This window comes from Streptomyces sp. NPDC012510, from assembly GCF_042955065.1.
Classification (GTDB): domain Bacteria; phylum Actinomycetota; class Actinomycetes; order Streptomycetales; family Streptomycetaceae; genus Streptomyces.
In genome coordinates this window covers 48142-62484 of record NZ_JBIBEN010000015.1, presented here as the reverse complement: position 1 = coordinate 62484, position 14343 = coordinate 48142, and the positions used below count along the sequence as shown (strand labels likewise).

General features: G+C 73.1%; 10 protein-coding genes. 7 read left to right on the top strand and 3 right to left on the bottom strand.

Annotation, left to right across the window (positions count from 1 at the left end; translation table 11 throughout):
• Nucleotides 1–49 precede the first annotated feature (49 nt).
• Nucleotides 50–2941, bottom strand: a complete 2892-nt coding sequence (locus ACFY9I_RS26455; protein ID WP_391005719.1) for an AAA family ATPase — start codon at nt 2939–2941, stop codon at nt 50–52.
• A 251-nt stretch (nt 2942–3192) separates the two neighbouring features.
• On the opposite strand from ACFY9I_RS26455, the gene ACFY9I_RS26450 reads away from it, so the two are divergent.
• The 3 genes from ACFY9I_RS26450 (at nt 3193) to ACFY9I_RS26440 (ending at nt 6741) form a co-directional block, all read left to right on the top strand.
• On the top strand, nt 3193–3888 hold the full coding sequence (locus ACFY9I_RS26450) for a LuxR C-terminal-related transcriptional regulator (protein ID WP_391005717.1): 696 nt from the start codon (nt 3193–3195) through the stop codon (nt 3886–3888).
• A gap of 133 nt (nt 3889–4021) precedes the next feature.
• The gene (locus ACFY9I_RS26445; protein WP_391005715.1) at nt 4022–4678 is read left to right on the top strand and encodes a Pvc16 family protein; all 657 of its coding nucleotides are present in this window, start codon (nt 4022–4024) and stop codon (nt 4676–4678) included.
• Nucleotides 4675–6741, top strand: a complete 2067-nt coding sequence (locus ACFY9I_RS26440; RefSeq protein WP_391005713.1) for an AAA family ATPase — start codon at nt 4675–4677, stop codon at nt 6739–6741. Before ACFY9I_RS26445 ends, ACFY9I_RS26440 begins: the two co-directional genes overlap by 4 nt.
• 54 nt (nt 6742–6795) lie before the next feature.
• Here ACFY9I_RS26440 and ACFY9I_RS26435 read toward each other — a convergent pair whose 3' ends face one another.
• Together ACFY9I_RS26435 and ACFY9I_RS26430 are read right to left on the bottom strand one after the other, a co-directional pair.
• A complete protein-coding gene (locus tag ACFY9I_RS26435) occupies nt 6796–8235 on the bottom strand; it encodes a ricin-type beta-trefoil lectin domain protein (RefSeq protein ID WP_391005711.1) in 1440 nt (479 codons plus the stop codon).
• Nucleotides 8236–8330: 95 nt separating this feature from the next.
• Nucleotides 8331–9779, bottom strand: coding sequence for a hydrolase (locus ACFY9I_RS26430; protein WP_391005709.1), 1449 nt, complete (start codon nt 9777–9779; stop codon nt 8331–8333).
• A 258-nt stretch (nt 9780–10037) separates the two neighbouring features.
• Here ACFY9I_RS26430 and ACFY9I_RS26425 point away from each other — a divergent pair, with 258 nt between their 5' ends.
• The 4 genes from ACFY9I_RS26425 (at nt 10038) to ACFY9I_RS26410 (ending at nt 12824) form a co-directional block, all read left to right on the top strand.
• Nucleotides 10038–11615, top strand: coding sequence for a phage tail sheath subtilisin-like domain-containing protein (locus ACFY9I_RS26425; protein WP_391005707.1), 1578 nt, complete (start codon nt 10038–10040; stop codon nt 11613–11615).
• Between the two features lie 62 nt (nt 11616–11677).
• Entirely contained in the window at nt 11678–12121 is a 444-nt protein-coding gene (locus ACFY9I_RS26420; RefSeq protein ID WP_391005705.1) for a phage tail protein, read from the top strand.
• A 29-nt stretch (nt 12122–12150) separates the two neighbouring features.
• Nucleotides 12151–12669, top strand: a complete 519-nt coding sequence (locus ACFY9I_RS26415; RefSeq protein WP_391005703.1) for a hypothetical protein — start codon at nt 12151–12153, stop codon at nt 12667–12669.
• The gene (locus ACFY9I_RS26410; RefSeq protein WP_391005701.1) at nt 12666–12824 is read left to right on the top strand and encodes a DUF6760 family protein; all 159 of its coding nucleotides are present in this window, start codon (nt 12666–12668) and stop codon (nt 12822–12824) included. Before ACFY9I_RS26415 ends, ACFY9I_RS26410 begins: the two co-directional genes overlap by 4 nt.
• Nucleotides 12825–14343 lie beyond the last annotated feature (1519 nt).

The following is a 14343-nucleotide window of genomic DNA, read 5'->3' as shown; positions in this document are numbered from 1 at the left end:
CGAAGTGCGGATGTCGGCACGAACGGCGGACGAACCGTTTCGGGGCGGGTCAGGGGGTCTCGCCGGCGTTCGCGAGGGCCGCGCCGAGTTCTGATCTGCGGCGGATGCCCAGCTTGCGGTAGGTGCTGGTCAGGTGGGTCTCGACGGTGCGGCGGGCGAGGTGGAGGAGCTGGGCTATCTCCGTGTTCGTGCGGCTCTGGGCGGCGAGTTCGGCGATGCGGCGTTCGCCGGCGGTGAGCGCGGAGGGGCCCGTCAGGGCCGTCCCCGTGCGGCGGGCTCCGCCCTCGCGCAGGGCCGCCTCCGCGAGGCCGCGCAGGCGCGACGCGTCCAGCCGTTCGGCTCGTTCGGCGGCCTCCCGGAAGGCGTCCCGGGCCCGGGCCCGCTCCCCGGCGGCGGCGAGCCCCCGCCCCTGGGCGACGAGCGCCCTGATCAACTCCGTCTCGACCGGCTCCCCGCCCGGGGCCACGTCCCGTCCCTCGCCCGGCACTTCGGAGGCCGTCCGCCCACCGGCAGCCGTCTCACCGGAGGCTCCGTCGTCCGGCGCCCGGTCGATCCCCTGCCTCAGCGTCCGTACCGCCCGCTCCCCCAGCTCCAGGCCCCGGCGGCCCCCCGTCGCGGTGCCCAGGGTGCTCAGGGTCCGGCCCAGTACGCGGGGGGTGTTCCAGACCGTGGCGAGGCGTAGTTCCTGGTCGGCCAGGGCGAGGGCCTCGTGGGGGCGGCCGAGGGCGAGGTGGCATTCGGCGGCGGCGGTGCGCCAGGGGGTGACGACGGGGCTGGTGACGTCCCGGGCGGACTGGCGGCGGCCGCATTCGAGGAAGTCGTCGAGGGCGGCGGCCGGGTCGCCGGTGGCTGTGCGCAGGAGGCCTCGGGCATAGAGGAAGCGGTTCAACTCCCAGGAGTCGTGGGTGTGTCGGACGTCGAAGGCGTCGGCCAGCCGGGCGGCTTCGGCCGTGCGGCTGGTCTCCACGAGGGCGATGACGGCGTGGGCCAGCGCGTTCGCGGACTCGGCCCCTCCGCCGGCCGCGCGGGACACCTCGGGGTCGGCGAGGACGAGTGAGTGGGCGCCCCGGGCGGCGGCGATGTCGATGCGCACGTTGAGCAGGGCCAGGTGCATGGGGTGGAGGAGGGAGGTGCGCTGGCCGGTGAGGCCCCGCCGGACCAGGCGGTCGGCCTCGTCGAGCTGGTCGGCCCACTGGGCGACGGCGGCGGCGGTGCCCAGCAGGAAGACCTCGGCGAGCGGGTCGGACGGCTGGGCGAGGAGCGCTCGGACGCGCTGCATCGCCGAGGCCGCCGAGGTCAGGCCGGCGGTCGCCTCGTAGCGCACGAGGAGTGCCTGTCCGGCGGTGCCGACCAGGTGGGGTGAGCGCTCGGCGGTCTCGCGGAGCCATCGGTAGACCTCCTGCCGTACGCCCTGGTCGTGGTCGGAGAGCAGGGCGGAGGCCGTCTGGACCGTGCGGATCAGGTCGGGGTGGCCGGTCAGGTGCTCGTCGCGCAGTCCGCGCAGCACGTCGACGGCGGCACGGGCCTCGCCCCGGCGGGCCAGGGCGGTGCCCAGCGCCACCGCCGCGTGCACGCGTTCCCGGGGCGGGCCGGGCAGGCGCATCGCCTCGGCGAGGCGGGGTATGCCGGCCGTGGACCGTACGGTGGCGTACTCCAGGGAGCCCAGTTCGGTGAGGACCACGGTGCGGCGGGCGGCCGGCATCGGTTCGTCGAGCGCGCGGCGGAGGTAGGAGAGGGCGTCGTCGCTGCGGTCGGCGCGGACGGCGAGGTCGGCGGCGTCGAGGAGGGCGCCGGTCGCCCAGGCCTCGCCGACGGGGCCGCAGCGCAGGAGTTGTCCGGCGACGGTCTCGGCGCGCTCGCCCCGGTGCAGCATCGTCTCGGCGGCCCGGCGGTGGGCGGCCTGCCGGTCGGCGCTCGCCCAGCCGCCGAGCACGGCGTCGCGCAGCAGGGGGTGGGCGTAGCGGAGCCGCCCTGCGGGATCGGGGCGGAGCACGCCCAGGCAGGTCATCGCGGTGAGCCAGCCGGGGACGCGGGCGGGGTCGGCGTCGGCCGTGCGGGCGAGCAGGTCGGCGTCGGCCGGCCCGGGGGCGTCCTCGTCGTCCAGTGCGGCGAGGGCGCGGGCCACCCGGGTGGTCGTCGGCCCGGCGCTGTCCAGCCACCAGGAGACGGCGGCGGCGTAGTTGCCGGGGTAGAGCGCGGCGCAGGTGTCCGGAAGGGCAGCCGGGTGGGCGTCGGGTGAGATGTTCTTCAGGTCGGCCAGCAGGGCGCGGAGCAACAGGGGGTTGCCCGCGCCCGCCCGTAAGCAGGCGTCGACCCGTTCCGGAGGGGCACCGCCGTGGGCGCGGCGGACCAGTCGCGCAGCGGAGTCGGGGGTGAGCGGGGCCAGGGTGCGGGTGTGCACCAGGGCGGGGGACAGGGCGTGTGCGAGGCCGTCCGCCGGGGGGTCGATGTCGTACTGGCCGCGCTCGGTGACCACGATCAGCACCGGGAGGCGGTCGATGCGTCGGACGGCCTCGGTCAGCCAGCGGCGTGAGGAGTCGTCGGCGTAGTGCGCGTCGTCCACCGCGAGGATCAGCGGGGACTCGGCCGCGTAGGTGCTCAGCAGACGCCACAGGCGGGCGGGCCTGCCCCGGTGCGGCGGGGTGTCCGGCGGGTCCGGGGCCTCGCCCGCAGCCTGGTCGAACTCGGGGCCGTGGGCGAGGAGTTGCGTGACGGTGTCGAAGGGGACGGCCGTGTGCTCGGGCGAGCAGCGAGCCCTCAGGACACGCATGCCGTTCGCCGCCGCGTGGTCGGCGGCGGCCTCCAGGAGCGCGGTGCGGCCGGTGCCGGTGGCGCCCCGGAGCAGCACCAGACGGCCGGAGCCGGTTCGGGCGCGCGCGGTCTCGGCGGCCAGCAGTTCCAAGGGCTCATCGCGTTCGAGAAGCGGTTCCGGCCCGCACATCGGCTGTCTCCTGTCGTGGACTGTCGTTTTCCGCTTCCGTAGACGGGGCACCGCCCGTCGGGGTGCACCGGTCGCGGGTGGTCGGCGGGAAAGTGCGGTGGCCGTCTCGTGAAGAGTCCCGCGGGCAATCTCGTGGTGTATCTCGTGGACCTCCACGATTGCCTGATGCACACGGCGCACAGAAGGGTGAATCGAGTCCATCGGCCACTCCTCGCACGGGAGTGGCGTTTTCGTGCCTACGGGAGAAACGGTTGCGCAGTACATTCCGGACCACGGACACGGCGACGGTCACGGCCACCGGCGCGGCGGAGTCCCAGCAGTCCCAGCGCCGTATCCCGGTCGTGGTCCACACGCCCGACCCCCTCTCCCGCGCGGGGGTCGTCAGCCAGTTGCGCGGGCACCCGGTGATCGACCTCAGGGACGATCCCGAGGTACGGCAGGGCACCGTGGCGGTGCTGGTCGGGGAGACGCCGGACGAGTCGCTGCTCGCCACGGTGCGCCGGCTGGTGCGCAGCGAGGGCGCGCGGGCCGTGCTCGTGGTGAGCCTGATCCGTGAGACGGAGCTGCTCGATGTCATCGAGTGCGGGGTGGGGGCCATCGTGTGGCGCCACGAGGCCACCGCGCTCCGGCTGTCGCAGGCCGTGCTCGCGGCCTCCCGGGGCGACGGGGACCTGCCCGCCGATCTGCTGGGCCGGCTGATCAACCAGGTGGGGACGCTGCAGCGGTCCGCGGCCGGCCGGGGCGGGGCGCCGCTGTCAGGCCTGGTGCCGCGTGAGATCGACGTCCTGCGGCTCGTCGCCGAGGGGATGGACACCGGTGAGATCGCGGGCAAGCTCTCCTACTCCGAACGCACCGTCAAGAACGTGATGCACGGCCTCACCACCCGGCTCCATCTCCGCAACCGGGCGCACGCGGTGGCCTATGCCCTTCGGGAAGGCTACATCTGATCGTTCGGGCATATGCACCGGGCCCGGGGGACAGCGGACCGTGCCCCCTGGACGTCCCCGGCGGGTCTGCAAGGCCGGCGCCGCGGCGGGCACGATCGGGGGAACAGGCACACGACACAGCAGGAGCACGACCGTGATCCACGAGGTGGACGAGGTCCTCAAGGGACTGATCGGCGGTGGTGCCCTGGCCGGCTCCGGCATCGACGTCTCCTTCGAGGCCCCGACCCGTGACTGGGCGGCCCGGCGCAACGCGCCCACCGTCAACACCTATCTGTACGACATCCGTGAGGACGTCTCGCGCCGCCAGCGCGGCCAGACGCCGGTCCGCGACGAGCGGGACATCGTCGTACGCCGCCGTCAGCCGCCCCGCTGGTTCCGGCTGTCGTACCTGGTCACCGCCTGGACCAAACAGCCGCAGGACGAACACCGCCTGCTCTCCGCCGTACTGGCCACCCTGCTGCCGCGCGAGCTGCTGCCCCCGACCGAACTCCCGGGCGCGCTCGGCGCGCTGGGGTTGTCGGTGCCGGTCTCGGTGGCGGGGCTGCACTCGGAGTCCCGGTCGCTCGCCGAGATCTGGTCGGCGCTGGGCGGCGAGCTGAAGCCGTCCCTGGACCTCGTGGTCACCGCGCCCTTCCCGGCCTTCCCCGAGTACGACGCCGGTCCCCCGGTCACCGAGGGTGCCGCCGTCCGCGTACGCGGCACGGACGGTTCCCTGGAGGGGTCGCGCGAGCGGGCCCACCGGCCTCGGCACCTGGCCTCCTCCCCGAACCCCGGGAAACGGCAGCCGTGACCACATACGCCTCCCCCGCCACCGACCCCCTTCTCGTCCGGCTCGCCGGACTGCGCGAGCGGATCGCCGCGTTGGTGGCCCGGCGCAGCGCCGGTGATCCGACGGCGGGTGATCCGCTGCGGGGGCTGTATCTGTCCGAGGAGGGTGTACGGCATCTGCTGGGGCCCTCGGCGGGGTCGTACCCGTCCGTGTTCGAGAGCGGGGAGCCCTACGTCGAGGACGTCGAGGACGTCGAGGACATGGGGGCGGTCCCGGACGGCCCGTTGGAGCGACTGGCGGGGCGGCTCGGGCTCACCGAACTGGACGCGCGGATCCTGCTGATCGCTCTCGCCCCCGATCTGGACCGCTCCTACGAGCAGTTGTACGGGTACCTGAACGACGATGTGAGCAGACGGCGGGCCACCGTAGGGCTGGCGCTGGATCTGTGCGGGCTGCCGGTGCATCTCGCCGAGGCGCGGACCCGGTTCCGTCCCTCGGCGCCGCTGAGCGCGCTCGGGCTGCTGACCGTGGAGGATCCGGAGCGTCCCTTCCTCAGCCGGGCCTTGCGGGTGCCGGACCGGCTGCTCGCGCATCTGCTGGGCGACGACGCGTTGGACGCGGAGCTGGTCGGACATGTCCGTCCGCTCACGTCACCGTCGGCTTCCGACTCGCCGGCTTCCGACTCGCCCTCGTCCGTGGCGGACGGCGGGTTCACGGCCCGGCTGGCCGCCCGGCTGACCGCCGGCCCGACGACCGTCCATCTGCGGGAGCACCGCGAGGGCGACGGGCTGACGCTCGCCACGGCCGCCCTGCGCGCGGCGGGGGCGGAGGCCCTGCACCTCACGCCCCCGGCGGACGGGGAGGTGTCCGCCGGGCTCTTCCCCCGGCTGCTGCGGGAGGCCCGGCTGCGGGCGTGCGCGATCGTGGTGTCGCCGTTGCCGGAGAAGCCGGGCCCGCTGGTCCGGGCCCTGTCGGTGGCCGATGTGTCCGTGCTGTTCGTGGGGGCGCGGCCGTACGACCCGCAGTGGTGCGACCGTGATCCGCTGGTCCTCGACGTGCCCCGGCCGCCGTCCGGTGCCGTGGACGCGTGGGCGGCGGCGCTCGGCGCGGGCGCGGACGGGCCGGGCTTCGACCTGGCGGGGACAGTCGCCCCGTACCGGCTCGGGGGTGAGCGGATCGCGCGGGCGGCGCGGGCGGCCGTGGACCTCGCGGCGTTCGACGGCACCCCGGTGACGGCCGCACATCTGCGGCGGGCAGCGCGGCTGCAGTCCGCCTCCGGTCTGGAGCGGCACGCCCGCCGGATCCGCCCCGACGTCGACTGGAACGACCTCGTCCTGCCCGACAAGCCCCTCGCACAGTTGCGGGAACTCGCCCTGCGGGCCCGTCATCGCGACCGGGTGCTCGGTGACTGGCGCTTGAGCGCCGGGGGCGGCCGGGGCCGTGGGGTCCTGGGGTTGTTCGCGGGTGAGTCGGGCACCGGCAAGACGCTGTCGGCGGAGGTGGTGGCCGCCGAACTGGGGCTGGACCTGTATGTGGTGCAGTTGTCCTCGGTGGTCGACAAGTACGTGGGCGAGACCGAGAAGAACCTCGAACGGATTTTCACGGAGGCCGACCGCACGGACGCGGTGCTGCTCTTCGACGAGGCGGACGCGGTGTTCGGCAAGCGCTCGGAGGTCAGCAGCTCCAACGACAAGTACGCCAACATGGAGAGCGCCTATCTGCTCCAGCGGCTGGAGTCCTTCGACGGGATCGCCCTGCTGACCACCAATCTGCGGGCCAACATCGACGAGGCGTTCACCCGGCGGCTGGATCTCGTGGTCGACTTCCCGTTCCCGGACGTGGCCCAGCGCCTCGCCCTGTGGCGGCACAGTCTCGCGGCGGTGCCCCGAGCGGACGACACCGACCCGGCGGTGGTGGCCCGGGACTTCGAGCTGGCCGGCGGTTCCATCCGCAGCGCCGTCGTCACCGCCGCCTACGCGGCGGCGGGCCGTGCGGGTCCGGTCACCACGGCCGACCTGCGGGAGGGCGCGGAGCGCGAGTACCGCAAGGCCGGCCGGCTGGTGCCGGGCGAGGCCACCTGGTAGCGGGCACGGCGTCCGGCAGGCGGGCGCTCCTGGTGGCGCGCCCGCCGGACCGGGTCACTCCAACCGCCACTTCTGGTTCGGGGTGCCCGCACACGTCCACAGCTGGAGCCTGGTGCCGTCGCGGGTGCCGTTGTCCTTGGCGTCGACGCACTTGTCGGCCTGCGGGTTCACGAGGTCGCCCTCGCCGCTGAGGATGAACCGCTGGGCGGGGTTGCCGCTGCACCTGGCCAGCTGGATCACGGCGCCGTCCTCCCGCGAGCCCCACGCGACGTCCATGCACAGCCCCAGGGAACGCACGGTGCCGTCGCCCCGGAAGTCCCACTTCTGGTTGGCGGAGCCGGCACAGTCCCAGATCTGCAGCGGGGTGCCGTCCTTGCCCTCGCCGTCCTGGGCGTCCGTGACGTCGACACAGCGGTTCGATCCCCGACCGATGATGAGGGACCCCTTGACGGTGGCCGGCTTCTTCGCGTCGGGCTTCGTCTCCGGTTTCTTGTCCGAGCCGGAGCCCGAACCCGAACCCGAGCCTGAACCCGAGTCCGAACCCGAGCCAGAGCCCGAGCCCGAACCCGCCTCCGAGCCGGGGCCCGCCCCTGATCCGGAGTCCTCGGGCCGCTGCTCCTCCTCTTTCTCGGGCGCCTCGGGCGACCCGGAGGGCGGCGGCGCGGCCGAGCTGCTCGGCGTCGGGGCCAGGGCGGACGGTCCGGAGCCGGGCAGCACCTTCGTACCGGCCTCCCGCAGCTCGGTCACGGCGCTGACGACCTTGGGCTGGTAGGCGAGCCACAGCGTCACACCGGTGATCGCGATCGCCAGGAACACCCCCAGGCAGGTGGCGAGCCGGCCGGGCAGGAACCCCCGCTGGACATAGGTGCCGTCCACGGACTTCGGTGCCGCGCCCGCCCGTTGGACGGCGAGCGCGTAGGGTCTCTCCTCCCTGGACCCGAACCAGATGATCTGCCGGGGCTTCAGCGTGGCCTTCACGAACGCGGCACGGCCCGGCTCGATCCGCACATTGCCCGGGTGGATGTCGTACGACAACTGGTCGCCGTTGTCACTGCCGGTGACGGCGGCGTTGAGCCCGGTGTTGCCGAGGTTGTCGATGGCCAGCACGGGCCGCCCCCGGAAACGTCCCTTCACGGTCGGCGGGACGAGTTCCGCCCGTACCTCGGTGAAGGGCGTGATCGTCAGGTTCCCCTCGGGAACGGTCGTGGCCTCGGGATGCTCGGTCGGGGTGATCCGCACGGCGTACGGGTGAGGGCCGGCCGTCGCGTCCGGGGTGCGGGGCGGCGCGAAGGTCAGCTCCACCGTCCCCGTCGTACCCGGGTAGAGCCGCAGCGTCCGCGGCTCCACGGTCGTCCAGGGCGCGATATCACCGACCGGCTCGAAGCGGTACTCGTCGACCACGTCACCGGTGTTGCGCAACCGCAGCCGCACGGTCGTACTGCCACCGGGGTCCACCGTGGTCGACGCGGGTTCCAGGGAAGTCCATAGGCTCACGGAGGGACGCTACGGGGCGGACCACCTCCGGTCAGGAGCCGTCGGGGCAGGCCGGGCTGCCCCGACGGCCATGGTGGCCGCCCCGAACGGGCGTGTCACACGGTGAACTTGACGGCTTCCAGCCACACGCCGTTGTCGAGGGTGCCGCCGAAGATGAAGTGCTCTCCCTCACCGGGCTTGTCGCAGGCCAGGTTCTGCCAGCCCCGGTCCTTCTGGTGGACCGACTGGCAGACGCCTCGGCCCCCCTCGTCGACGTTGATGGTGAAGCCCAGCATGGCCTGGGCGTCCTTCTTGGAGTCGCCGATGTAGTTGTCGAGGCCGTCGGGCGCTCCCGACCAGGGCTCCGGGTAGTGGCCCTGGCCGTTGGTCGAGTCGGGGTTGTGGACGAAGGCGGCGCTGGCCGTTCCGCCGACTCCGGAGACCGCGATGTTGAGGGCCGTGAGCGGCCTGCCCTGGCCCACCGTGCCGGCCGTGTCGCCGTCGCACTCCGGTGCCGTCCAGCCCTTGCCCGCCACGAACGCGCGGTAGCAGATGTGCCGGCCGTCCGGGTCCGCCGCGGCAAGCCGCCGTACCGCGGTCGCGGCCGTGGGCGCCTTCTTCTTCGGCTGCTCCTCGGAGCCACCGCCGTCACCGCCGCCACCGCCGGCGCCGCTCCCGCCGTCGCTCTGCGGCTCCTGCGTCCGCGGGGGCGCCGAGGTGACCGCAGGCGCTGAGGGCGTGGGCGGCGGAGGGGCCGACAGGGACGGGGAGGGGCTGGGCGGCAGCGTGCTGACGGCCGCCTCCCGCAGCTCCGTGGCCGCGCTGACCACCTTGGGCTGGTACGCCAGCCACAGCGTCAGGAAGGTGATCGCCAGCGCGAGGAGGACCCCGAGGCAGGTGGCGAGCCAGCCGGGCAGGAAGCCGCGCTGCACATAGGTGCCCTCGACGTCGAGCGGCGTCACCCCCGACCGCTTCACCGCGAAGGTGTACGGCCGTTCCTCCTTGGACCCGAACCAGATGATCTGCCGCGGCTTCAGGGTGGCCTTCACGAACGCGGCACGGCCCGGCTCGATCTGCACATTGCTCGGGTGGATGTCGTACGACAACTGGTCGCCGTTGTCGCTGCCGCTGACCGACGCGGTCACCTTCGTGTTGCCCAGGTTGTCCACGGCGAGCTTGGGCCGCCCCCGGAACCGCCCCTTGACGGTCGGGGGCACCAGCTCCGCCCGTACCTCGGTGAAGGGCGTGATCGTCAGGTTCCCCTCCGGAACCGTGGTCGCCTCCGGATGCTCCGTCGGCAGGATCCGCACGGCGTACGCGTTGGGCCCCGCCGTCGCGTCCGGGGTGCGGGGCGGCGCGAACGTCAGCTCCACCGCACCGGTGGTCCCCGGGTACAGCCGCAGCGACTGCGGCTCCACGATCGTCCAGGGCGCGATGTCACCGACCGGCTCGAAGCGGTACTCGTCGACCACGTCACCGGTGTTGCGCAACCGCAGCCGCACGGTCGTACTGCTCCCCGGGTCGACGGTCGCGGAGGCGGGTTCGAGGGAAGTCCAAAGGCTCACGTCGGGACGCTAGCGGGAGCGCGGGAGCCGGGTCAGGAGGAGAAGGTGCAGGGTCGCGGTGCCCGAAAGGACACCGGCTTTCGCGATCGCACCCGGGCATCGGCCGCGATTCCCGGGGGAGCGTCGTTCGCGATCGGGCGGACTGCCCCTGCGGGCAACGCGGATGCCCCCGATCAGGTACCGGAGGACGTTTCCGGGGACGCGCTTCGCGCGTGAGGGTGAGAGGCGACCTGTCTCGTACCCCAAGGAGAGCAGAGCATGCCGTCCTACCTGTCGCCGGGTGTCTACGTCGAGGAGGTGGCCAGCGGCTCGCGTCCCATCGAGGGTGTGGGCACGTCGGTGGCCGCCTTCGTCGGCCTGGCCCCGACCGGTCCGCTGAACGAGCCGACGCTGGTGACCAACTGGTCCCAGTACGTCGCCGCTTTCGGCGAGTTCACCGACGGCTACTACCTCGCGCACTCGGTGTACGGGTTCTTCAACAACGGCGGTAGCGCCGCGTACGTCGTCCGCGTGGGCGGCACGGCCCGGGGCGGCGCGTCCGCGGGTTCTCCGGCCGCCGTGACGGGGTCCGCCGCGCCGGCCGCGCTCCCGCCGGGCGAGCCGAAGCAGCTGGGCACGTTCAGTGTGACCGCCATCGCGGGCGGTTCGCTGAGCGTCGAGGTCGCCGACCCCGAGGGCGAGGGCCCCGCCGAACGCTTCAGGCTGATCGTCAAGGACGGCGACAAGCCGGTCGAGACCTTCGACGTGACCGCCAAGAAGGGCGGCCGGAACTACGTCGTCACCCAGGTCAAGGAGCGCTCCAAGCTCATCACGGTCACGGAGACCGCGCCGGCCGCGCAGCTCGCGCGCCCCGACAACCAGACCGTGGCCCTCGCGGCCCCCGCCGCTCCGACCGCCGTCGCGCCCGCCGAGACCGACGACGCCCACCCCGGCCCGGCCGAGTACCTCGGCGACTCCGCCGACCGCACCGGCTTCGGCGGCCTGGAGGCCGTGGACGAGGTCTCGATGGTCGCCGTACCCGACCTGATGGCCGCCTACCAGCGTGGCGCGATCGACCTGGAGGCCGTCAAGGCGGTCCAGCTCGGTCTGATCGCGCACTGCGAGCTGATGGGCGACCGGGTCGCCGTCATCGACCCGCCGCCCGGCCTCAACGCACGGCAGATCCGTGTCTGGCGCCAGGAGACCGCCGGCTACGACTCCAAGTACGCGGCCCTCTACTACCCCTGGATCAAGGTCTTCGACCCGGCCACCGGCCAGTCGAGGGTGGTCCCGCCGAGCGGCCACGTCGCCGGTGTCTGGGCCCGCAACGACTTCGAGCGCGGAGTGCACAAGGCGCCCGCCAACGAGGTCGTACGCGGCGCGGTGGACCTCGAACTGCAGATCACCCGGGGCGAGCAGGACCTGCTCAACCCCATCGGGGTCAACTGCATCCGCGCCTTCCCCGGCAGGGGCATCCGCGTCTGGGGCGCCCGCACCATGTCCTCCGACCCGGCCTGGCGCTACCTCAACATCCGCCGGTACTTCAACTACCTGGAGGAGTCGATCCTGATCGGCACCCAGTGGGTGGTGTTCGAGCCGAACGACCACGCCCTGTGGGCCCGGATCCGGCGCAACGTCTCCGCGTTCCTGGTCAACGAGTGGCGCGGCGGCGCGCTCTTCGGCCAGCGGCCCGAGGACGCCTACTACGTCAAGTGCGACGAGGAGACCAACCCACCGGAGTCGGTCGACCTCGGCCGGGTCATCTGTGAGATCGGCATCGCCCCGGTCAAGCCCGCCGAGTTCGTGATCTTCCGGCTGGCCCAGTTCTCCAGCGGCAGCGGGGAGCTGGAGGAGTAGCCGCTTGGCGCCCCTCAGCCCTCGTACGCCATCGCCACAACCCCTAGAAGGACAGAGAACAGATGAGTCTCGCGCCGGGTGACGCCCTTACCTCGCACAATTTCGGCCTGCAGATCGACGGGGTGATGGTCGAGTACCTCGCGGAGGTCAGCGGCCTCACCCTCGAACAGGACGTCATCACGTACCAGCAGAACTCCGCCCAGGGCCGGCCCGAGGTCAACCTGTTGCCCGGCGTGCAGAAGAACGGGCAGTGCACGGTGGTCCGCGGTATGACCCAGTCCCCCGCGTTCACGACCTGGATCAACGACTCGATCAACGGTCAGATGAGCTCGGCCCGCAAGAACGCGTCCATCATCATGATGGATTATCAGAACAATCCGGTGAAGCGGTACAACATGCGCAACGCCTGGTGCAGCAAGATCGACGCGAGCACCCTCAAGGCCGGCGAGGCCTCCGCGCTCACCGAGACCGTGACCATCGTCTTCGAAGAACTGGTCATCGAGTAATGCGGCGTACGGCTGGCAGGGCGGGCTCGATGACGGTCGCGGAGCAGGAGGCAGCGGCTTCTGCCGCGTCCCCCTTCCCCACCACCGCCGCTCCCGTCGCCGCGCCGGAACCGGCGTCGGCTCCGGCGTCGGCTCCGGCGTCGGCTCCGGCTCCGGCTGTCGCGCCGGTGGCGCAGCGGCTGCGGACGGAGTTCCCGTTCGAGCTTCCGCGCGGCTACGTCGACGAGGCGGGGACCGTCCACCGGGAGGGCGTGATGCGTCTGGCCACCGCCCGGGACGAGTTGATCCCGCTGCGGGACGTCCGTGTCCAGGAGAACCCGGCGTATCTGTCCGTCGTGCTGCTCGGCCGGGTCATCACCCGTCTCGGCAACCTGCCGATGGTCCACGACGGGATCGTGGAGAACATGTTCGCGTCCGACCTGGCGTTCCTCCAGGACTTCTACCGGCAGGTCAACGCGGAGGGCCACACCCGTGCCGCCGTGGAGTGCCCCCACTGCTCCGAGCCCTTCGAGGTCGAACTCGGCGGGAGCCGCCTGGGGGAATCGTGACGTACGCGACCGACCGGCTGCACGAGGAGATCGCGTACGTCGCCTTCCACTTCCACTGGAGCTTCGAGGAGATCCTCGACCTCGAACACCACGACCGCCGCCGCTACACCGAACAGATCGCGTCCCTCGTGACACGGGGCGGGGCGGAGGGCTGACGTGGGGTTCTTGGATCGCCTACGGGGCGTCGGTGCGTCGGCGGGGCGCCGGGGCGGGGATGGCTCCGGTGCGGGTGGTGACTCGGGTGCGGGTGGTGACTCGGGTGCCGGGGCGGGCTCCGGCACCGGGGGCGGGGTCGGGGGCGGGTCGGACGGTGGAGCGGGGGCTGCTGCCGGGGCTTCGGGTTCTGGCGGGAATGCGGGTGGGGCGCGTGGTGGTTCGGTCGCGGCGGGCGTGGGCGTGGGTGCGGGGGCGGTCTCGGCGGTTGGTGAGCCTGCGGTTGGTGAGCCTGCGATCGACGGGGCCGGTTCGGGCGGCGGGATTGTTCCGGTCGGTGGTACCGCGCCGGTCGGTGGTACCGCGCCGGTCGGTGGGGCCGCGGTCGGCGGCTGGCAGGGGCTCGCGCCTCTTCAGCGGGTGACCGTCGGGCGGGCCGTTGTGGCCGACGCGCGGTTCAGTGGGCAGCTGAGCACCTGGCAGAACCCGTCGTTCACCGGGACCCTGTCCCACGCCGTCCTGCCCGGAGCACCGGGCGGGCTGGTCAGGGACGTCCTCACCACATCGGCGAAGCCCGTCTCCGGCCTCGAACTGCCCTCACGCACGCTGCCGGTGGCGCACGACGGCCCCGAGGCCCCCGTCGGCACGCCGGGCGACGAACTGTCGGTACGGCACGCCCCGTACCGGGTCACCCCGTCGCGGCCGACCGGCCCCCGAGTGACTTCGGTACCGCCCCGCGCCCCCCGTCCGACCCCGCTGACCAAGGTGCCCACCGCGCCCGCCGTGCAGCGACGGACACTGCCGGCGGCACGTCCACAGGCCGCTGGGAACACCCGGGTGCCGCAGGTTGCTGCGGCCTCGGGGGCGGGAGCCGACGCGGCACCGGGCGGAGCCTCGTCGGAAGGGACGTCCTCGGCGCCGACGGCGTCAGGTGGAAACCCGTCGGAAGGTACGGCAGATACGGCGCAGGCGCGCACGGCATCGAGCGGAGCCTCGCCGAGAGCAAGTGCCTCGGACGGAGGCTCGTCGGCAGGAAGTCCGTCGGCACACACGGCATCGAGTGGAGTCCCGGCAGCGCGTGCGGCATCGGGTGGCATCGCGCCGGACTCCTCCACGTCCAGGCTCACCGCATCAGGCGGGGTCGTGTCGGGCGGCACGCCGTCCAGGCTCACCACATCGGGCGACATCACGCCGGACTCCCCCACGTCCGGGCTCACCGCATCAGGCGACATCACGCCGGGCGGCACGCCGTCCGGACGTGGGACGTCTGGCATGCCCGCATCGGGCGCTCCGATATCCAGGCGTACCGCTCCGGATACGCCGACCTCCGCGCGCGCCGTGTCGGGTGTTCCCATAGCAGGCGGCGCCACGTCCGGCGCCGCCCCCACAGCAGGGGAGACCAAACCAGGCGCCCCGACAATGGGGGACGCCACACCCGGTGCCGGAACAGCAGGGGGTACCCCGTCAAGTGCCCCAGCGGCCGGGCGCACCACGCCGGGTGCTCCGGCGTCGGGGCGCATC

Coding starts and splice junctions, on each gene's coding strand:
- ACFY9I_RS26455 (WP_391005719.1), bottom strand. CDS start 2,941: ATGTGCGGGCCGGAACCGCTTCTCGAACGCGATGAGCCCTTGGAACTG.
- ACFY9I_RS26425 (WP_391005707.1), top strand. CDS start 10,038: ATGCCGTCCTACCTGTCGCCGGGTGTCTACGTCGAGGAGGTGGCCAGC.
- ACFY9I_RS26420 (WP_391005705.1), top strand. CDS start 11,678: ATGAGTCTCGCGCCGGGTGACGCCCTTACCTCGCACAATTTCGGCCTG.
- ACFY9I_RS26415 (WP_391005703.1), top strand. CDS start 12,151: ATGACGGTCGCGGAGCAGGAGGCAGCGGCTTCTGCCGCGTCCCCCTTC.